The organism is Campylobacter sp. 2014D-0216, from assembly GCF_014931215.1.
Taxonomy (GTDB): Bacteria; Campylobacterota; Campylobacteria; order Campylobacterales; family Campylobacteraceae; genus Campylobacter_D.
The window spans coordinates 1,180,548-1,200,566 of record NZ_CP063089.1 but is presented as its reverse complement, the minus strand read 5'-3'; the positions used below and the strand labels follow the sequence as shown (position 1 = coordinate 1,200,566).

Sequence of the window (20,019 nt, the reverse complement as noted above, 5' to 3'; positions counted from 1 at the left end):
TAGAATTTACTATTTTTAAATTTTTCAAGGTGGATTATATGGATTATAAAGATACGCTATTGCTTCCAAATACGACTTTTGCAATGCGTGCAAATTTAGCAGAGTTTGAACCCAAGCGTTTTAGTAAGTGGTTTAAAAATAACTATGCTTATGAGAAAATGAAGCAAAAAAGACAAGGTGTGAGTGAGAGTTTTACTCTACATGATGGACCTCCTTATGCGAATGGACACTTGCATATTGGGCATGCTTTAAATAAAATTTTAAAAGATATCATTATAAAAATGCATTATTTTCAAGGCAAAAAAGTGCGTTTTACTCCGGGCTGGGATTGTCATGGTTTGCCGATAGAACAGCAAGTTGAAGTCAAACTCAAAGAAAAAAAACAAAGTTTAAGTAAAAAAGAAATTCGTGAGTTTTGTAGAGAACATGCGAGAGAATTTGTTAATATCCAAAGAGATGAGTTTAAGTCTTTAGGGGTGATTGCTGATTGGGATGAACCATACTTGACTATGAAAAATGCTTTTGAAGCAGATATTTATAAGGCTTTATGTAAGATCGCTAAAAAAGGACTTTTGCTAGAAAGAAGCAAACCTGTTTTTTGGAGTTGGGCTGCTAAGAGTGCTTTGGCAGAAGCTGAAGTAGAGTATGAAGATAAAGAAGATTATTCTATCTTTGTAGCATTTGAACTTGATAAAGCTTCGGTTGAAAAATTAGGAGTTGAAAAAGCAAAAGCAGTGATTTGGACAACTACTCCTTGGACTTTACCTGCAAATCAAGCAATATCTTTAAATCCAAATGAAAAATATGTTATCACAGAAGAAGGTTATATTTTCGCTAAAGCCTTACTTGAAAATATGATTAGTAAAAATTTCACTCAAGGTGTGATTCAAAAAGAACTTTTGGGTGCTGAATTTGAAAATTTAAGCGCTATTAATCCGCTTAATCAAAGAAAATCAACTCTTATTTTGGGCGATCATGTTTTAATGGAAGGCGGTACAGGGCTTGTACATACTGCACCAGGACATGGCGAGGATGATTACTATGTGTGTTTAAAATATGGCATTGAAGTGATTATGCCGGTAGATGATGGCGGGTGCTATGATGAGACGCTTAGAGCAAAAGAGCTTTTGCCGGAGCATTTATTAAATGAATTTATAGGGCTTCATATTTTTAAAGCAAATGAGCGTATTTTAGAGTTATTAGGTAGTGCTTTGCTTGAAAGTTCTAAATTTGTGCATTCTTATCCGTTTTGTTGGAGAACACACAAGCCGGTTATTTATAGAGCTACAAAGCAATGGTTTATCTTGATGGATGAAAAAAAGCTAGATGGGAAATCTTTAAGAGAACTTGCACTAGAGCAACTAAGTACGGTGAAGTTTTATCCAGAAAGTGGAGTAAAAAGACTTAGCTCGATGATAGAAAATCGTCCTGATTGGTGTATATCAAGACAAAGAGATTGGGGTGTGCCTATCGCGTTTTTTAGAGATAAAGCAACCAAAGAAGTGATCTTTGATGATGATGTTTTAGATCATTTAGTAAGTGTTTTTGAAGCAAATGGGGCTGATGCTTGGTGGGAGCTAGAAATCAAAGACTTGCTACCGCCTAATAGCAAATACGACCCAAATAACTTAGAAAAAGTTTATGATATTTTAGATGTTTGGTTTGATAGTGGTAGTACTTGGGAAGCAGTGTTAAACTCAGCTAGATATGATGCAGGGGAATATCAAGCTTCGATGTATCTTGAAGGAAGTGATCAGCACCGCGGGTGGTTTCAAAGTTCACTTTTAATCTCTACTGCGATTAATCATAAAACCCCATATAAAAACATACTCACTCATGGTTTTACCGTAGATGAAAAAGGTCAAAAAATGAGTAAATCTAAGGGCAATGTGATCTTACCTCAAAATGTAGCTAAAAACTACGGAGTGGAGATCTTAAGACTTTGGATTATGCTTAGTGATTACTCAACGGATTTAAAAATTTCAGATAATATCTTAAAGCAAGTAAGCGAACAATACAGAAAGATAAGAAACACTATAAGATTTTTGCTTGCTAATACCAATGATGTAGAGTTTTTAGAAACTAAAAATTTCACACTTTTAGATAAGTGGATTTTAATGCGCGCAAAAGTTGCTTTTGAAGCGTGTGAAAGTGCTTTTGAAAAATACGAATTTGCAAAAGGCTTTAATGTGCTTTTAAATTTCTTAAGCGCGGATTTAAGTGGTATATACTTAGATATTTGTAAAGATAGATTGTATTGTAATGCAAAAGATGATACAAAAAGAGTAAGCGCCCAAAGTGCTATGGTACTAATAGCTAGAAAGCTTTTTGCGCTTTTAGCTCCAAGTCTTACTTACACGATAGATGAAGCACTAGAGCATGCAAATGTAGCCATTAAAGAAAGCGCAAAAGATGTATTTGATTTGGTGTTGAAAAATGGGTTTGATTATGAGTATAAAATAGAAGATGAATTGTTTATACAATCAAGAGAGAAATTTTTTGAAATGGTTGATGTGTTAAAAAAAGATAAAACCATTAAGTCAACCCTAGAATTAAGCTTACAAACGAGTGCAAATGAGCTTTTAAGTGAAGATATTGAAGAGGTAGCAGACTGGTTTATGGTGAGTTCAGTAGAAAGCTTAGATGATAAAGAAGCTTTGGCTGAATTTAAAATAGGCGATCATAGCTTTAAGATTATTCGTTCTTCATTGCATAAATGTCCAAGATGTTGGAAATTTTTAGCTAAAGAAGAAGACTGCCTGTGTCCAAGATGTAATAGTGTGGAAAAAGCGAAAAATGTTTGAGCAAGCTTTACCTTTTAGCGTGGTGGTGGTAACTTTGGTTGGTTTTTTATTTGCCACGCTTTTTTTGTTTTATTTGGTTAAAAAATTTAAGGATAAATAATGGTAACTTTAAAAGAGGCTTTGAAATTTTCAAACGAAGAATTAGAAAATTTAAAAAAAGAATTAAATGAAAAAGCACGCCAACAAAAAGAGCTAGGTGCTTATGTGGAGCAGTTTTTAAATAAAGACTTAAGTGTTTCAGGCGCAGGTGTGCCAATAGCTATAAAAGATAATATCAGCGTAAAAGACTGGGAGTTGACTTGTGCTTCTAAAATTTTACAAGGCTATGTAGCTCCTTATGATGCAAGTGCTATTGTAAATTTGCGTAAAAAGAATTTTGCACCATTTGGAAGATGCAACATGGATGAATTTGCCATGGGAAGTACGAGCGCGACTTCTTTTTATGGTAAGACTTTAAACCCACTTGATCATACTAAGGTTCCAGGTGGAAGTAGTGGCGGAAGTGCTGCGGCCGTAGCTGCGGGGATAGCTTTGGCGAGCTTGGGTTCAGATACAGGTGGCTCGGTAAGACAACCTGCTGCATTTTGTGGTTGCGTGGGATTTAAGCCAAGTTATGGAAGAGTTAGTAGGTATGGTTTGGCTGCGTATTCTTCAAGCTTAGATCAAATCGGTGTACTTACGCAAAATGTTGAAGATGCTGCGATTTTATATGATGCGATTGCTGGATATGATGAAAAAGATAGCACAAGTGCTAAAATCGCTTTTGAAGCAACTGCGCCAAAACTCAACCCAAATAAAAAATTAAAAATAGCAGTGATTCAAAACTACATTGAACAAACTAATGATGATGTAAAACAAGCTTTATTAAAAACTATAGATATGTTGAAAGCAAATGGACATGAGATTGTTTATAAGGATTTGATGGATTCTAAATTTGATGTTGCGGCTTATTACATCATCGCAGCGGCTGAAGCAAGTGCTAATTTAAGTCGTTATGATGGGGTGAGATATGGTAGAAGAAGTGAAAATTGCGATAATCTAAATCAACTCTATGTCAATAGCAGAAGTGAAGGTTTTGGCGAGGAAGTAAAAAGAAGAATTTTACTTGGAACTTTTGTTTTAAGTAGTGGGTATTATGATGCATATTATATTAAAGCACAAAAGGCTAGAAGATTTATCAAGCAAAAATACGAAGAAATTTTAAGCGATTGTGATTTGATTTTTATGCCAGTTGCTCCAAGTGTTGCTTTTGGTTTGAATGATGTTAAAACTCCTGTGCAAATGTATTTAGAAGATATTTTTACCATTTCAGTAAATTTAGCAGGACTTGGTGGTATAAGTGTGCCAGTAGCAAAAAATCCAGATGGATTAAATATTTCAGCTCAGTTGATTTGTAAAGCTTATGATGAACAAACTCTGCTAGATGGGGCTTTAAGCTTAGAAGAAATGATTAAAAACAAATAAAGGAAAAATAATGAAAATAATCAAACGCGCTTTAACTTTTGAAGATGTTTTGTTGGTACCTCAATACTCAGAGGTTTTACCTAAACAAGTTGATATTAAAACAAGACTAACAAAAAATATCACTTTAAATATGCCTTTGATTTCAGCTGCTATGGATACTGTAACTGAACATAGAGCGGCTATTATGATGGCAAGACTTGGTGGTATAGGGGTGATCCATAAAAATATGGACATTGCTTCGCAAGTTAGAGAGATCAAAAGAGTTAAAAAAAGCGAAAGTGGCGTGATTATGGATCCTATCTATATAGGAGCTAAAGCAAGTGTAAAAGAAGCACTAGAGCTTATGGCTGAATATAGAATTTCAGGTGTTCCTGTAGTAGATGAAAATAAAATTTTAATTGGAATTTTAACGAATCGTGATTTGAGATTTGAAACTAATTTTGATAACCTAGTAGAAAATGTAATGACAAAAATGCCTTTGATTACTGCTAAAAAAGGCTCTACTTTAGATGATGCAGAAAGAATTTTTTCTACCAATAAAGTAGAAAAACTCCCGATTGTAGATGAAAACAACCGCCTAGAAGGTTTGATTACCATTAAAGATTTAAAAAAGCGTAAAGAATACCCAAATTCTAACAAAGATGCTTATGGAAGATTAAGAGTGGCTGCAGCAGTTGGCGTGGGACAACTTGACCGTGTGAAAGCTTTGGTTGAAGCAGAAGTTGATGTGATCGTGATGGATAGCGCACATGGACATTCTAAAGGGATTATTGATACATTAAAAGCAATTAAAGCTGAATTTAATGTAGATGTGATAGTAGGAAATGTTGCTAGTGCAAAAGCTGTAAAAGATCTTTGTGAGGCGGGTGCAGATGCGATTAAGATCGGTATAGGACCTGGTAGTATTTGTACAACGCGTATTGTTTCGGGTGTGGGCGTACCTCAAATTTCAGCTATAGATGAATGCGCAATAGAAGCAAATAAATTTGGTGTGCCAGTGATCGCCGATGGGGGTATAAAATACTCAGGCGATATTGCAAAAGCTATTGCAGCGGGTGCAAGTAGTGTGATGATAGGTTCACTTTTAGCAGGAACTGATGAGAGTCCAGGTGAGTTGTTTACTTATCAAGGAAGACAATATAAGAGTTACCGTGGTATGGGAAGCTTGGGAGCTATGCAAAAAGGTAGTTCGGATAGATATTTCCAAGAAGGTACTGCTCAAGATAAACTTGTACCTGAAGGTATTGAAGGTAGGGTGCCTTATGTAGGAAGTATAAAAAGTGTAGTACATCAACTCTTAGGCGGACTTAGATCTTCTATGGGTTATGTGGGCGCAGCAGATATTAAAGCTTTTCAAGAAAGAGCTGAATTTGTAGAAATCACTGCAGCAGGATTAAAAGAAAGTCATGTACATGATGTAACTATCACCGCTGAAGCACCAAATTATAAGGTAAGTAATTAATGGAATTTGAAGATCATATCAAGCAAGCTGAACTTTCTTTGGAAAAACTCAATGATAAAGATTTAGACCTTAAAACTTGTGTGGAAATTTACAAAGAAGGTTTAAAAAGTATCAAACAAGCAAGAATTATGCTTGAAAATGCTAAATTAGAAATCGAGCAAGTAGATGAGTAGCGTTGTAGCTTTGCAGTTTCCGACTTTGGCTTTGAGTGAATCAAGGCTTGATTATTATTTAAAAGCTGCTAAAGAAAGTGGTGCGAATTTGGTGGTTATGGGCGAGTATGTTTTAAATAGCTTTTTTAGTGAGCTTAAAACCATGCCAAAAAGTATGATCAAAGAACAAAGCCAAAGTAAAAAAGCAAGCTTGATAAAACTTGCTAAAAAATATGATCTAAACATTATTGCGCCATTTATCAGTGTGGAAAATGATGGTTTGAAAAAACTATGCTTAAAGGTAAGTCCGCAAAATGTAAAAGTATATGAGCAGCAAATTCTAATGCCTTATGCACATTGGAATGAAGAAAAATTTTTTAATAATAAAAAAACCGATAAACTTAAACTTTTTACTTTTACTCACGAGGGCTTAAAATGCGCCTTGCTTTTTGGATTTGAAGCGCATTTTGATAGCTTTTGGCAGATGATTATGAAAAAAAAGATAGATTTGGTTATCGTTCCTACAGCTAGCACTTTTGAAAGTAATCAAAGATGGTTAGAGCTTTTAAAAACTAGAGCTTTTTTAAACTCAACGAATATTTTAAGAGTTAATCGCATAGGTAATTTAAAGCAAGAAAATGAATGGAAATTTTATGGAGATAGCTTTTTTATCAATGCTTTTGGGGAAGTGCAAGAACAACTTGGCGATCAAGAAGAAATGCTTGTGGTCGAGGTAAATAAGGCAAATGAAGCTAGAAATTTATGGGGCTTTGATAAACTTATAAAAAACTACGAAGAATAAAATCTCACTGAAATATTTACAACCATAGTAAAAGTAGATTATGGTTGTAAATGGATTATTTTTACTACATGTTTGGCCAAAAACAACGACTATATTTTGCATTGAAGGGCTTTTTATATTTTATTTTTAGTAAATAAATGATAGAATTTTGCATTAAATTTTCACAATTTTTGAGGCAAAAATGCAAAAAATTCATTTTATAGGTATAGGTGGTATTGGAATTTCAGCTTTAGCGAGATTTCTAAAAGAACAAGGCTTTAAGATCAGTGGTTCTGATATCAAAGAAAGTAAAATCACAAAAGAACTAGAAAAAGAAGGCATAGATATAAAAATTCCTCATCATCAAGATAATGTCCAAGATGTGGATTTAGTGGTGTATTCAGCTGCTATTAAAGAAAATAACGAAGAGTTGGTTAGTGCAAAAAAACAAAACATCACAACGCTTTCAAGAAAAGAAGCCTTACCTATGATTTTAAAAGACAAAAGAGTATTTGCGGTTGCGGGAGCTCATGGCAAAAGTACGACTTCGAGTATTTTAGCAAGCTTAATAGAAGCTTCTGTAATTATTGGTGCGGTATTAAAAGAAAGTGGCACTAATATGCTTTATAAAGAAAGTGAAAATCTCATTTTTGAAGCTGATGAGAGTGATAGTTCTTTTTTAAATTCAAATCCATACCTAGCCATAGTAACCAATGTTGAAGCAGAGCATTTAGATCATTATGAAAATGATCTTGCAAGATTACACAAAGCATATGAGGATTTTTTGCATTTGTCTCAAATTCAAGTGATCAATGCCGAAGATGAGTTTTTGGCGAGTTTAAATTTAAGCCATGCAAAAAAGCTTTACCCAAGTAAAGATATCACAAACATTTATATGAAAGTGGAAGATTTTAAACCTAGAACGTATTTTACGCTTAAAGATTTAGGCGAATTTAGTGTTTTTGGTATGGGAGAGCATGTGGCGATGGATGCTGCTTTGGCTATTTTGGCTGCGAGTGAATTTGTAAGCATAGAAGAGATCAAAATTCAACTTTTAAAATACCAAGGGATTAAAAAGAGATTTGATATTTTATTTGCAAATGAAAACATGACCTTGATTGATGATTATGGACATCATCCAACAGAGATCAAAACCACACTTAAGGCTGCGAGCGAATATGCAAGATTAGCCGGATATAAAAAAACTATAGCGATTTTTGAACCTCACCGTTATACGCGTTTAAGCGCTAATATAGAGTATTTTAGTGAAGTTTTGGCAAGTGTTGATGAGCTTTATATTTTACCTGTGTATGCTGCAGGGGAGGCTAAGATCGAAATCAATATGCAAAGATACTTCCCAAAAGCTAAATTTATTAAAGCAATTAAAAGAGAAGAAAATGCGATTTATCTTGATGATGAATTGATTGAAAGTGGCTTAGTGATTGGTTTTGGTGCGGGAGATATCAGCGCAAAACTTAGGGGAAATTATGTTTAAGGTTTTTTTATATCTCTTAGCTTTTTTTGCAATTTTACTTTTTTTCATTTTTTTACGTAAAAAAATCGGCAAGATTAGTAATTATCTTTTAATATTAGTGTTGATTTTAATGATTGCTTTTGCGGTTAAATTTGAGTTAAGTGCCACAAGGAGTGGTGTTTTGAAAAAGGAAACACTTAATGCGTTTTTGCAAGGAGAAAGCCTAATTTGTAAAGATGTCAATGTAAGCAAAGAATACTTCAACTTCGAACATGGAACACAAAGTTTTATTTCTAATGGCAAAAATAAGCAATTTAAAGCATATGTTTTTGATATAAGAGATTGCAAGGTGGAGAAATAATGCAAGAGCAATTTTTTAAAAAACTAGATTTAGATGGCTATATAGAAGATTTTAAAGGACTTTTTGCAAGAGATAAAGAAATATTTTTACAAGGTGATAGCAAACTTCATTATAAAAGGATCAATGAGCTTTCGCTGATTGATTTTAATCCCCCTCCTATGATAGAAGAATTAAATAGTGCTTTGACTCATTTAAGTAAGCAAGGAATTTTACATTTAAGTCAAAGTTTTGAATTTATTAAAATTTGTATGTATTTTGAATACTTAAAGGGTTTAAAATTTGAAGAAAGTTTGAAAGAATGGCTTTTGAAAATAGAAATTCCACAGGCTATCTTAGAGCTTTTTGAGTATTTTGATGAAAAGGGTGAGATTAAAGAAAGTATCGATGAAAGGCTTGTTAATTTAAATTTAGCTTTAAAAATGAAAAAAGAAAGCTTGATAGCTGAGTTTAAAAAGCTTACATATACTAAAAATCTTAGTGCGTATTTAATTGATACGCAAATTCATCTCATAAACGGTATGGAAGCTTTGCTTTTGCGCGGTGGGTTTAATCATGTCTTAAAAGCAAAAATCATAGGTAGAAGTAGTGGTGGCGGCTTTTATGTAGTGCCTTTGAGTGTGGAAAAAATTCAAAGTCAAATAGATGAGATCAAAGATGCTAAAGAAGAGATTTTTTATGAGTATGCTAAAAAAATTAGCTTGATTTTTTATAAAAATTTGATGTTTTTGAAATTTATCAACAATGCTTTTGATTTGTTTGATCATTATAGTGCTAGAGTTTTGATGGCTAAAAAGCATGATTATGAATTTGTTTTAGCTGATCATTCTAGTAATCTAAATTTATATAACTTTGCACATCCGGCTTTAAAAAATGCAAAAAGTGTTAATATAGAGTTTAATAAAAAAGTTTTAATTATCACAGGTGTAAATGCGGGTGGTAAGTCTATGCTTTTAAAAGGAATTTTAAGCGCAGCTTTGCTTGCAAAACATTTGCTTCCTATGAAAATTAATGCGCAAAAAAGCCAAATAGGAAATTTCAAAGAATTTGATGCGATTTTAGAAGATCCACAAAATGTAAAAAATGATATTTCTACTTTTGCAGGAAGAATGTTGCATTTTTCTAAGCTTTTGGGTAAAAAAAATGTTTTACTAGGGGTTGATGAGATAGAACTTGGGACAGATTTTGAAGAAGCAGCGTGTTTGTATACTGAGCTTATTTCAAAGCTTTTAGAACAAGATAATAAAATCATCATTACAACTCACCATAAACGTCTTGCTATGCTTTTGGCGAAAAATGAGCAAGTTGAACTCATCGCTGCTTTATATGATGAGGAATTATCACGCCCAAAATATGAGTTTTTAAAAGGTACCATAGGTAAATCTTATGCATTTGAAACAGCTTTAAGATATGGCATAAGTGCGAATTTAGTGCAAAATGCCAAAAAACTTTATGGAGAAGATAAAGAAAATTTAGAAGAAATGGTGAGCAAAAACATCAATCTTGAACTTTCTTTACGCAAGAAAAATGAAGAACTTGAAAAAAAAGAAGCCAAAGTAGATGAAATCTTGCTTTCACTCAAAGATCAAAAAGAAAAAAATGAGCATGAATTTAAAAAGCTTATTTCTAGTTTAGAGTTTAAATACCACAAAGCCATAGAAGAGGCTAAAAAGACAATAAATTTAAAAGATACCAAAGAAAAACAAAGAAGTTTAAATAAAGCCAATGAACTTAAAAAAAGCATTGTTTTACCAAGTATGGAGCAAAATGAAGAGCTTAGAGTAGGGGATTTTGTAAAATATGAAAAAATCAAAGGTAAAATCACAGCTATTTCAAAAAATGATGCGATGATTCAAAGCGATGGTTTAAGTTTGCGTGTGCCATTAAAACTGCTTAAAAAAAGCAATCAAACTCCAACGCAAAAGGTAAAATCAAGTGTCAATATAAGCCGCCCAAGTGCTTTAAATATGACTTTAGATTTACATGGTTTAAGAAGCGATGAAGCGCTTGAAAGATTAGATAAATTTATCTCTGATGCTTTGATAGTGGGTTTTGATGAGGTGGTGGTTTATCATGGTATAGGTACAGGGAAATTAGCTTTTGCAGTAAAAGAGTTTTTAAAAGCTCACAAAAGTGTTAAAAGCTTTAATGACGCACCGATTAATCAAGGTGGCTTTGGTGCTAAGGTGGTAAAACTATAGTTGATTGATTCTATCTTGGTCACTATCTCCTTTAAAAAAGGCATAGTTTTTGTTTTTGCATTTATAGGCAAAATAAATATCTTGATTTTCTTTTATGAATGGTTCAAAATAGTTTGTAATTATTTCTTCATTTTTTTCTATAAAACCCATATTTGTAATTTTTGAAAAATCATTTACATAGCATAAAAAATCTATATACTCATAATCATTTTGTATTAAAAATTCCTGGAAAAGACTATAAATATTTTCTGTAAAATTTCCTATAAAATCAACAATTCTAACACATTTGCTATTACAAATTGAAATTTCTCTTATAACAAAGATACATTTTAATACAGATTTTTCAAATATGCCTAAAAATTGATATTTGTAAAAAGGATTTTTGTAATATCTATTGATAAAATATTGTTTTGATTTGTATGGGATGAAAATAAATTTTATATTTGATCTCTCAAACTCATCTATTTTTAAAAGTTTATATGTGAAGTTGTTGTTTTTCATATTGTGTGTAATTGGAGAATTGTGAAAATTTGCTATGTAAAAAATATTTTTACTATTATTTTTGATATAGAAATGTTTAAGAGGTTCTACTTTATCATATGAAAAGAGTTTATAGTATTTTATACCGTGTTTGGATAATCCAGCATTTCCAATTGATTTTGGATTTAAGGTTTCTAGTAGAAATTTTATTAATACTATTCCGAAAGCAGGTTTGACACTTCTCCAAATTCCAAACCATAAATCTTTATTAGATTCGATATTGTTGTCATATTGACTAAGTAGAGTAAAACCTAATATAGATTGAATTGTGTTATTTTCTATTCCTAAAACTATATTGTATCTTTGGTTGTGTTTATCTAAATATTGAAAATCTAGCGCTTTTTTGCTGTGAGCAAATACATGATTCTTATTCCAATGCTTTTTAATGAAACTCATTATTTTATATGCTTCATCTAATCTTGCAAAACGAATTTCAACCATAACTAGCTTTTCCGTGTATAAATTCATTGCAGTCATATCTACGGAGTGCAAAGGGATTGTTAATTAAGTCTTTATAATCAATATCTTTTGACGGTATGGAGCTAAAAGCAAAGTCAAAATTATGCTTCTTAAGCCATCTCTTTGCATAGGAGGTGTTTTCTCCGTAAGGATAGGAAAATATTTGTATTGGTGGTTTTATAAAGGAGTTTAAAAAATTTACGGAGGTTTGTAATTCGTATTTTTGATTATACAGATCTAGTGTTTTAAAACTTAAATGAGTGGAGCTATGACTAGCTATTAGCATACCGTTGTCACTCATTGTTTTTAGTTCATTTTTATTTAGATACAAGTTATCAAAAATTTCATCATCATTCCAATAGTTTGCAGTAATTTGATCTAAAATATTTTCTTTAAAATTAGGTTTTATGAAATAGTTAAATAAAAGTTTAAATTCTTTAATATTTTTGTCATCGTCTAGTTCCTGATAATAATTTTTAAAGAGTTTTAAGGAGGATTTCTTCAGCATATTTGGTTTAATAATATTATAAGCAGTATTTAGTAAAATACCCCCCCCATTTTTCCAAGTAAATAGTGTATTCTATGAACATCTAATGCTTTTTTTTGTTTAAATATGCGTGTAGGGATGAAAAATATACCAAAAAGTTTTCTTTTTGTTAATTCATCAAAAACATAAGTGTAATGATCTTTGAGTCCATCATCAAAAGTTAGTAGAACTTTATTGTGCAATTTATTGCAAAACAGCGGATTGTCTTTTAAAAGTAAAAATTCTTTATAGCTTACAAACCCATATTGTTTTTCGAAAAAATCTAATTGTTTCTTAAAATTTTTAATATGTAAATATCTGAAATTGGGAAGCTTTTTGATACTCTCTCTTACATAATGATACATTATTATTTTCATAATTATCCTTGTTCAGAATATTGTATCAAAGTTATTTAAAAATAAATTTAAATTTAATATTTTTTGTTACTATTTCAAATAAGGTTTGACAATGAAACAAGTGATGATTTTAAGTGGAGCAGGTTTATCTGCTCCAAGTGGTATAAAAACTTTTAGAGCTAGTGGTGGATTATGGGAAGAGCATGATGTAATGGAGGTTTGCTCTGCAACTGGGTTTAGAAAAAATCCTAAAAAAGTTTTGGAATTTTATAACAAAAGAAGAAAAGAACTAGCTAATGTTAAGCCAAATCACGCACATAACATCATCGCTTTGTTAAAACAAAAATTTCCAAAACAAATTAGCATTTTAACGCAAAATGTAGATGATTTATTAGAGCGTGCAGGGTGCGAAGATGTAGTGCATTTGCATGGTTTTTTACCCGAACTTAGATGTTTAGAGTGTGAAAGCATTTTTAACATAGGTTATGAAAGTAGCGATGATAAAATTTGTCCTAAATGTCAAAGTAAAAATATAAGACATAATATCGTGATGTTTGAAGAAATGGCACCAAATTATAAAATTTTATATGAAAAATTGCAAAATTGTGATTTATTTGTATGTATAGGTACAAGCGGACAGGTTTTACCTGTGGGAGAGTATGCAAGAGTGTGCAAACAAAGTATATTAAACAATCTTGATGAGGATAAACATCTAGAAAATAATTTTACTAAAGTTTATATAGAAGATGTTTGCACGGCCATTGATAAAATTAAAATCGAGATAGAAAATTTCTTGGAAGTAAAATGTTAGAGGCGATTTTGCATGGTATTATTTTAGGCATGGGTGTATCTGTGCCTTTTGGGCCCGTGAATATTTTGATCTTAAATACTGCTTTATCTTCTTTTAAAAATGCCTTTTGTGTGGGGCTTGGTGCTTTAAGTGCTGATGTATTTTTTTTGATTTTGATCCAATTTGGACTTTTAGGCTTTGCAAATAATGAAATTTTTAATAAAATACTAGCTGTTTTTGGCTTTTTCTTTTTGAGTTTTATGGTATTTTTAATGCTAAGAAAAACAAGAAAAGTCGATCTTAACAAGGTAAATAAAACCCATCCTTTAAAAGGTTTTAGCAAGGGATTTTTGCTAAACATCACCAATCCTTATGTGATAGGCTTTTGGGTGAGTGTGGCAGGACTTAGCATGCAGAGTAAGAACTCTTTTGCCTTGCTTTTTGGCTTGGTGGGTTTTATTGTGTTTTGGATTTTTACTTTATCATTTTTTGTGTCTAAATTTAAAACCCTTGTGAAAAACAAACATATATTTTACATTAATCTTTTTTCAGCATTTATTTTAGAGTATTTTGCTCTTTCTATGCTGTATAAAGCTTTTATAGGATAAAACATGCAAGTAGTTGAAATTTTTAAAGAACTTAGTAAATTTAAATCCATCACTCCAGATGATGATGGTGCATTAAACTATATCGCAGTGGAGTTGAGTGATTTTGAAGCTTTTTTTATAGAAAAAGAAGGTGTGAAAAATCTTTTATTGACTAAAAAATTTAGCGAAGATGGCGAGCATTTGGCTTTTGGTGGGCATGTAGATGTGGTACCTGCAGGTGAAGGTTGGAGTAGTGATCCTTTTGTACCTTTAGAAAAAGATGGGTTTATTTATGCAAGAGGTGCGCAAGATATGAAAAGTGGTGTGGCTGCTTTTATGTGCGCAGTTAAGGAAGTAGAAAATTTCAAAGGAAGAATTTCATTAATTTTGACAAGTGATGAGGAAGGCGAGGCTAAATTTGGTACGCTTGAAGTGCTTAAATTTATGCAAGAAAAAGATATGCTACCTGATTTTGCTGTGGTTGCTGAACCAACTTGTGATAAAAAAATGGGAGATAGTATTAAAATAGGGCGTCGTGGTTCTATCAATGGAAAATTGCTTATCAAGGGCAAGCAAGGTCACGTAGCATACCCGCAAAAATGTATCAATCCGGTGCATAATTTTGCTTCTGCTTTGAAATTCTTAGCAGGATTTGACCTTGATCCAGGTGATGAGGTATTTACACCATCTAAAATTGTTATCACTGATATACGCGGTGGTATGGAAGTGTGCAATGTCACCCCAAATGATTTAAAATTGATGTTTAATGTAAGAAATTCTCCACAAACTAGCTTGGAAGATGTAAAAGCCTATGTAGAAAAGACTTGTGAAGGACTTGATTATGAGTTATGTTTGGATCAAAGCTCAAAACCTTTCTTAACTCAAAGTGATTCTAAAATCGTACAAAAACTAAATGAAAGTGTACAAAAAATCACTCAAGTTGTGCCAGAACTTAACACCAAAGGTGGCACAAGCGATGCTAGATATTTTGCTGAGTTTGGTGTGAAGGTAGTGGAATTTGGTGTGTGTAATGATAGAATTCATGCCATTGATGAGAGAGTGAGTGTAGAAGAGCTTGAAAAATTGTATTTAGTTTTTAAAGATTTATTAGAGAATTTCAACTAGGAAAAAGTATGATTATCAATGGACAAAAGCTTGAATTAAAAGAGCTTAAATTTATGGACTATGTTCAAGAAAAGCGATTAAAGATAGAATTGATTGCCTTGGAATTAAACGGAGAAATTATCCCAAGGGATCAATTTGAAAATTTAATTTTGAAAGAAAATGATAAAGCAGAAATTGTTACTTTTGTAGGTGGTGGTTGATGAAAATTAAATTTAATGGCAGTATAGTAGACACGCATTTTAAAAATACTTTAGAATTTTTCCAAAGTGTGAGTAAAAATGAAAACGATGTATGGATAGTCAATGGTTTTGCGACAAAAGAGAATATGAACTTAAAAGAAGAAGATGAGCTTTTTTGTATAGAGAAAAATACTTTACCTCCTTATGAAGCTCTTGATGCGATGATGAGAGCAAGACATACTCCAAAGCTTCATGATAAGCTTAAAAAAGCAAGTGTGGCTATTTGCGGGCTTGGTGGACTTGGATCACATATTGGGATAAATTTGGCAAGAAGTGGGGTCGGTAGACTTCATTTGATTGATTTTGATGTAGTTGAGCCAAGCAATCTTAACCGCCAAGCTTATATGGTAGAAGATTTAGGTAAATTTAAGGCTGAAGCTTTAAAAGATCAAATCGCTAAAATCAATCCTTTTATCGAAGTTTTTGCACAAGTTTTAAAAATAGAAAAAGAAAACATTGCAGAGTTTTTTACTAACGATGATATTGTCTGTGAAGCCTTTGATAGTGCAAAATACAAAGCCATCTTAGCACAAAATTTTCATCAGTTTTACCCTGAAAAAGCCTTAGTGTGTGCTTCTGGTTTAGCAGGATATGGCGATAGCAACAGCATACAAACAAGAAAAATTGCAAAAAACTTTTATGTTTGTGGTGATTTGCAAAATGAAGCAAAAGTAGGTAATGGGCTTATGGCTCCGCGTGTAAATATTTGCGCAGGACATCAAGCAAATTTAGTTTTAGAGCTTTTAGCGAGTGAATAATGGAAAAATTAAAAATAGGAAAATATGAGTTTAATTCCCGGTTTATTCTAGGTTCTGGAAAATTTTCTTTTGAGTTGATACAATCAGCCATTGAAGAAGCAAAAGTGGAGCTTATCACCTTAGCTTTGCGTAGAGTTAACGATAAAGGCATAGAAAATATACTTGATTTTATCCCAAAACATATTAAACTTTTGCCTAATACTTCGGGTGCAAGAAATGCCAAAGAAGCTTTGCGTATAGCAAAACTTGCAAGAGAGCTTGGCTGTGGAGATATGATCAAGGTTGAGATAATTAGCGACAGTAAATATTTATTACCGGATAATTATGAAAGCATAAAAGCAGTCGAACTTTTAGCAGATGAGGGTTTTACACCTTTAGTTTATATGTATCCTGATTTATATGCTGCGCGTGCTATGGTTAGTGCAGGAGCTGGGGCTATAATGCCTCTTGGAGCTCCCATAGGAAGCAATAAAGGCTTAAAAACCAAAGAATTTATACAAATTTTACTTAATGAAATTAGTTTGCCTATTATCGTAGATGCAGGCATAGGAAATCCTGCGCAAGCTTGTGAAGCGATGCAAATGGGCGTGAGTGCAGTTATGGCAAATACTGCCATAGCTCAGGCTAAAGATGTAGCAAAAATGGCAAGAGCATTTGCTTTGGCTATAGAGGCAGGACATAGTGCATATTTAGCAGGTATAGCAAGTGAAAATAAACCGAGTGCAAGTTCTCCTTTAAGTGGTTTTTTAAGGGATTAAATGCGAAAATATCCTCATATGCAAAGCATTGAAAGTGAACTTTTGGCTAAGGTTTTAAAAGAAGTTGAAAATTTTGATGAAAGTAAATTTAATGCTTTTGATGTAAAAAAGGCTTTAGCTAAAGATTATCTTAATATAGAAGATTTAAAAGCTTTGCTTTCAAGTGCAGCAGAAGATTTTATAGAGGATTTAGCACAAAAATCAAGCTATGTTACTCAAAGACACTTTGGAAATTCCATCTCTCTTTTTACACCTTTATATCTTTCTAATTTTTGCAATAGTAAATGTACTTACTGTGGGTTTCAAAAAGGTAATAAAATTAAAAGAGCTAAGCTAAATGAGGCTGAAATTCATCAAGAAATGCAAGAGATTAAAAAAAGTGGTTTGGAAGAAATTTTGCTTCTAACGGGCGAAGGCAGGGAGTATGCAAGTGTAGATTATCTTGCCAAGGCTTGTGCAATAGCAAAAGAGTATTTTAAAGTTGTGGGGATTGAAGTTTATCCCATGAATATAGATGAATATGCACTACTTCATGACAAAGGTTGTGAGTATGTAAGTGTATACCAAGAAACTTATAATCTAAAAACTTATTCTAAAATTCACGTTGAAGGCGAAAAAAGTGTATTTGAATACCGTTTTCATGCGCAAGAAAGAGCTTTAAAAGCGGGTATGAGGGGAGTGGCTTTTGGGGCTTTGCTTGGTGTAGATGATTTTAGAAAAGATGCTTTTGCAACGGCTTTACATGCGTATTTTTTACAGCAACAATATCCTCATGCTGAGATAGCTTTGTCTATTCCTAGATTAAGACCTATCATCAATAATAAAAAAATTCACCCAAAAGATGTAAGCGAGACAAGACTTTTGCAGGTTTTGTGTGCTTATAGGTTGTTTTTGCCTTTTGCGAGTATTACGATTTCTACACGAGAAAGAGCAGGATTTAGAGACGGGGTTGTTAAACTAGGTGCCACTAAAATGAGTGCTGGAGTGAGTGTGGGGGTAGGCGAGCATCAAGGCGATAAAAAAGGCGATGATCAGTTTCAAATCAGCGATAAACGAACTGTAGATGAGGTGCTAGCTATGTTAAAAAGTGTTAATTTACAAGCTATTATGAGTGATAATATTTATGTGGGATAAAAAAATCATTGCTATTAGCGATAGTCAAAATACTCAAGAGGATTTTTTTCATTTTGTTGAAAAGTTAAGTCAAAGCAGTATTGATGCATTAGTACTTAGAGAAAAATCTCTAGATGAGTTAGAATATCTTAAGCTAGCTAAAGAGGTGTTAAAAATTTTTAACAAAACCCAAAAAATATGTTTTTTGCATTATCATTATGAAGCTTGTTTGAAATTAAATCATCAGTTTTTCCATGCACCCTTGTTTGTTTTGCAAAAATATCCACAGTGTTATAAGAAATTTAAGCTTTTAGGAGGTTCTGTTCATTCTAAAGAAGAACTAGATTTAGCTTGTAAATTTAAAGTAAACCATGTGTTTTTTGGACATGTATTTGAAAGCTCTTGTAAGATTGATTTAGCTCCAAAAGGTATTGAAAGTCTAAAGGCTTTATCAGAAGTTTCAAAAATACCCATTTATGCAATAGGTGGAGTGAATGCGAAAACTATACCGTATTTAAAAAACATAAACATAGTTGGTGTGTGTATAAGAGAAGCCTTATATAAGAGTGAAAGTGTAAAAGATTATGTTTTAGAATGTAAAAATCTTTTAGCCCAAAAGGACTAAAAGACTATAGCCAGAAAAAGTATGCAATCACTGCAAGGCTGATTGAGCAGAAGATATTTAGTACAATTCCCACTCTTATCATTTCTTGTTGTTTAATGTGACCTGTACCAAAAACTATAGCATTTGGCGGGGTAGCAACAGGTAGCATAAATGCGCAAGAAGCCCCAATAGCAATGATTAAAGCAAGTCCTAAAGCAGGAACACCTAAGGTATCTGCGATAGAGATAAATAAAGGCACCAATAAAGCTGCCGAAGCAGTATTTGAAGTAAATTCAGTTAAAAATACTATAAAAAATGCTACGATCAAACCTATGATAAATAAATGTCCATTTTCAATAAATGAAATGATTGTATCAGCCATGACCTTGCTAGCACCTGAATCTTTTAAGACAACACTTAAAGTGATACCTCCACCAAAGAGCATTAAAACGCCCCAGTCGGTATTTTTTTGTATATTTTTCCAATCAATCACTCTAAATGCACAAACTAAAACAGCAGCAAGCAAGGCAATCACTGCGTCTAGATTTGCGATTTTATAGCCAAAAGTGCTTTGTATGATAGGACTAATATTGCCACTAAAAATCCAAGATAATGCAACCACTAAGAAGATAAGTAAAGTTATAATTCTTTCTCTTGTAAGTTCAATATGCTCGGTGTGTAGATCGACTTGAAGATTAAATTTAGGCTTAAACATCATATATAAAATCAAGATCATTACTGGTAAAAATACCAAGACAATAGGAATGCCATATTTTAGCCATTGTGCAAAGCTAATGTGTAATTGAGTAGCAACTATGGCATTTGGAGGTGTTCCTACTATAGTACCTATACCGCCAATACTTGCGCTAAAAGCTATACCTAAAAGGATGAAAACATAAGTATTTCTATCTTTTTGTGGGTCAAGTGAAGCTAACATACCTATAGCAAGCGGGAGCATCATAGCTGCGGTTGCAGTGTTACTCATCCACATAGATAAAAAAGCCGTAGTGATAAAAATATACAAACTAGAAAGCCCTAGATGTCCTTTTGCTAGAGTGAGTATCTTATGTGCGATAAGTTTATCTAGTTTTTGATGGTGCATTGCAGCAGCTAGAGCAAAACCACCAAAAAATAAAAAGATGTTAGAATCAGCAAAACCTGTTAAGGCTTTAGAAGTGGGCATTAGCCCTAATCCTGCCGCTAAAATAGGCACTAAAATGGCTGTGATTGTAACATGTAAAGCTTCACTAAGCCATAATATAGCGATAAAAATCAACAAAGATAAGCCTTGGTTTACCTTAGTTTCACCGAAAGGGGAAAAATAAAGCAATGCGATAAATAACACTAAGTCTGCAACGACTATGAGTGATTTAACATTAGAACTCATTTACAACTCCTTAAAAATATTGTAGTTTTGTAACATATTCTAAGTGAATTTTATTTTAAATGTCAATTTTTTTATCTTAAA

20 protein-coding genes are annotated in these 20,019 nt (G+C 32.6%); 16 read left to right on the top strand and 4 right to left on the bottom strand.

Features of this window, described 5'->3' with window-relative positions; genetic code table 11:
- The first annotated feature begins 38 nt into the window (after positions 1-38).
- From ileS to A0083_RS06020, 8 genes are all read left to right on the top strand, one after another.
- Entirely contained in the window at positions 39-2,804 is a 2,766-nt protein-coding gene (gene ileS, locus A0083_RS06055; RefSeq protein WP_197552808.1) for an isoleucine--tRNA ligase, read from the top strand.
- A gap of 99 nt (positions 2,805-2,903) precedes the next feature.
- Entirely contained in the window at positions 2,904-4,268 is a 1,365-nt protein-coding gene (gatA, locus tag A0083_RS06050) for an Asp-tRNA(Asn)/Glu-tRNA(Gln) amidotransferase subunit GatA (protein WP_197552806.1), read from the top strand.
- Between the two features lie 10 nt (positions 4,269-4,278).
- The gene (guaB, locus tag A0083_RS06045; protein WP_120760848.1) at positions 4,279-5,730 is read left to right on the top strand and encodes an IMP dehydrogenase; all 1,452 of its coding nucleotides are present in this window, start codon (positions 4,279-4,281) and stop codon (positions 5,728-5,730) included.
- On the top strand, positions 5,730-5,903 hold the full coding sequence (gene xseB / locus A0083_RS06040; protein WP_039626753.1) for an exodeoxyribonuclease VII small subunit: 174 nt from the start codon (positions 5,730-5,732) through the stop codon (positions 5,901-5,903). Before guaB ends, xseB begins: the two co-directional genes overlap by 1 nt.
- On the top strand, positions 5,896-6,684 hold the full coding sequence (locus A0083_RS06035) for a carbon-nitrogen hydrolase family protein (protein ID WP_197552804.1): 789 nt from the start codon (positions 5,896-5,898) through the stop codon (positions 6,682-6,684). The genes xseB and A0083_RS06035 overlap by 8 nt, the downstream gene beginning before the upstream one ends.
- Positions 6,685-6,865: 181 nt before the next feature.
- Positions 6,866-8,158, top strand: coding sequence for a UDP-N-acetylmuramate--L-alanine ligase (gene murC / locus A0083_RS06030; RefSeq protein WP_197552802.1), 1,293 nt, complete (start codon positions 6,866-6,868; stop codon positions 8,156-8,158).
- Between the two features lie 160 nt (positions 8,159-8,318).
- The gene (locus A0083_RS06025; RefSeq protein ID WP_197552800.1) at positions 8,319-8,498 is read left to right on the top strand and encodes a hypothetical protein; all 180 of its coding nucleotides are present in this window, start codon (positions 8,319-8,321) and stop codon (positions 8,496-8,498) included.
- On the top strand, positions 8,498-10,696 hold the full coding sequence (locus A0083_RS06020; protein WP_197552798.1) for an endonuclease MutS2: 2,199 nt from the start codon (positions 8,498-8,500) through the stop codon (positions 10,694-10,696). Before A0083_RS06025 ends, A0083_RS06020 begins: the two co-directional genes overlap by 1 nt.
- Here the strand turns inward: A0083_RS06020 and A0083_RS06015 are convergent.
- Genes A0083_RS06015 through A0083_RS08145 form a run of 3 tightly spaced genes read right to left on the bottom strand, consistent with a single transcriptional unit; the run spans position 10,691 to position 12,598 of the window.
- Positions 10,691-11,677, bottom strand: a complete 987-nt coding sequence (locus A0083_RS06015) for a hypothetical protein (protein ID WP_197552796.1) — start codon at positions 11,675-11,677, stop codon at positions 10,691-10,693. The genes A0083_RS06020 and A0083_RS06015 overlap by 6 nt on opposite strands.
- Positions 11,670-12,203 (bottom strand): polysaccharide deacetylase family protein, encoded by a 534-nt coding sequence (locus A0083_RS08150; protein ID WP_232087553.1) that lies wholly within the window; start codon positions 12,201-12,203, stop codon positions 11,670-11,672. The genes A0083_RS06015 and A0083_RS08150 overlap by 8 nt, the downstream gene beginning before the upstream one ends.
- A 29-nt stretch (positions 12,204-12,232) precedes the next feature.
- Positions 12,233-12,598 carry a hypothetical protein gene (locus tag A0083_RS08145; RefSeq protein WP_232087552.1) on the bottom strand — a complete coding sequence of 122 codons (366 nt, stop codon included), beginning with the start codon at positions 12,596-12,598 and terminating at the stop codon, positions 12,233-12,235.
- A gap of 91 nt (positions 12,599-12,689) precedes the next feature.
- Between A0083_RS08145 and A0083_RS06005 the strand changes: the two genes are divergently transcribed.
- From A0083_RS06005 to A0083_RS05970, 8 genes are read left to right on the top strand one after another with little or no spacing between them, the layout of a single operon-like run.
- Positions 12,690-13,388 (top strand): SIR2 family NAD-dependent protein deacylase, encoded by a 699-nt coding sequence (locus A0083_RS06005; protein WP_197552794.1) that lies wholly within the window; start codon positions 12,690-12,692, stop codon positions 13,386-13,388.
- A complete protein-coding gene (locus A0083_RS06000; protein ID WP_197552792.1) occupies positions 13,382-13,975 on the top strand; it encodes a LysE family transporter in 594 nt (197 codons plus the stop codon). Before A0083_RS06005 ends, A0083_RS06000 begins: the two co-directional genes overlap by 7 nt.
- Before the next feature lie 3 nt (positions 13,976-13,978).
- A complete protein-coding gene (gene dapE / locus A0083_RS05995) occupies positions 13,979-15,079 on the top strand; it encodes a succinyl-diaminopimelate desuccinylase (RefSeq protein WP_197552790.1) in 1,101 nt (366 codons plus the stop codon).
- An 8-nt stretch (positions 15,080-15,087) separates the two neighbouring features.
- On the top strand, positions 15,088-15,279 hold the full coding sequence (thiS, locus tag A0083_RS05990) for a sulfur carrier protein ThiS (RefSeq protein WP_039664334.1): 192 nt from the start codon (positions 15,088-15,090) through the stop codon (positions 15,277-15,279).
- On the top strand, positions 15,276-16,076 hold the full coding sequence (thiF, locus tag A0083_RS05985) for a thiamine biosynthesis protein ThiF (protein ID WP_197552788.1): 801 nt from the start codon (positions 15,276-15,278) through the stop codon (positions 16,074-16,076). Before thiS ends, thiF begins: the two co-directional genes overlap by 4 nt.
- On the top strand, positions 16,076-16,834 hold the full coding sequence (locus A0083_RS05980) for a thiazole synthase (protein ID WP_197552786.1): 759 nt from the start codon (positions 16,076-16,078) through the stop codon (positions 16,832-16,834). The genes thiF and A0083_RS05980 overlap by 1 nt, the downstream gene beginning before the upstream one ends.
- A complete protein-coding gene (gene thiH / locus A0083_RS05975; RefSeq protein WP_120760838.1) occupies positions 16,835-17,968 on the top strand; it encodes a 2-iminoacetate synthase ThiH in 1,134 nt (377 codons plus the stop codon).
- Positions 17,958-18,572: a thiamine phosphate synthase gene (locus tag A0083_RS05970; protein ID WP_197554578.1), complete on the top strand. Its 615-nt coding sequence runs from the start codon at positions 17,958-17,960 to the stop codon at positions 18,570-18,572. Before thiH ends, A0083_RS05970 begins: the two co-directional genes overlap by 11 nt.
- A gap of 4 nt (positions 18,573-18,576) precedes the next feature.
- Here A0083_RS05970 and A0083_RS05965 read toward each other — a convergent pair whose 3' ends face one another.
- Positions 18,577-19,938 (bottom strand): DASS family sodium-coupled anion symporter, encoded by a 1,362-nt coding sequence (locus A0083_RS05965; RefSeq protein WP_197552784.1) that lies wholly within the window; start codon positions 19,936-19,938, stop codon positions 18,577-18,579.
- Positions 19,939-20,019: the final 81 nt, after the last annotated feature.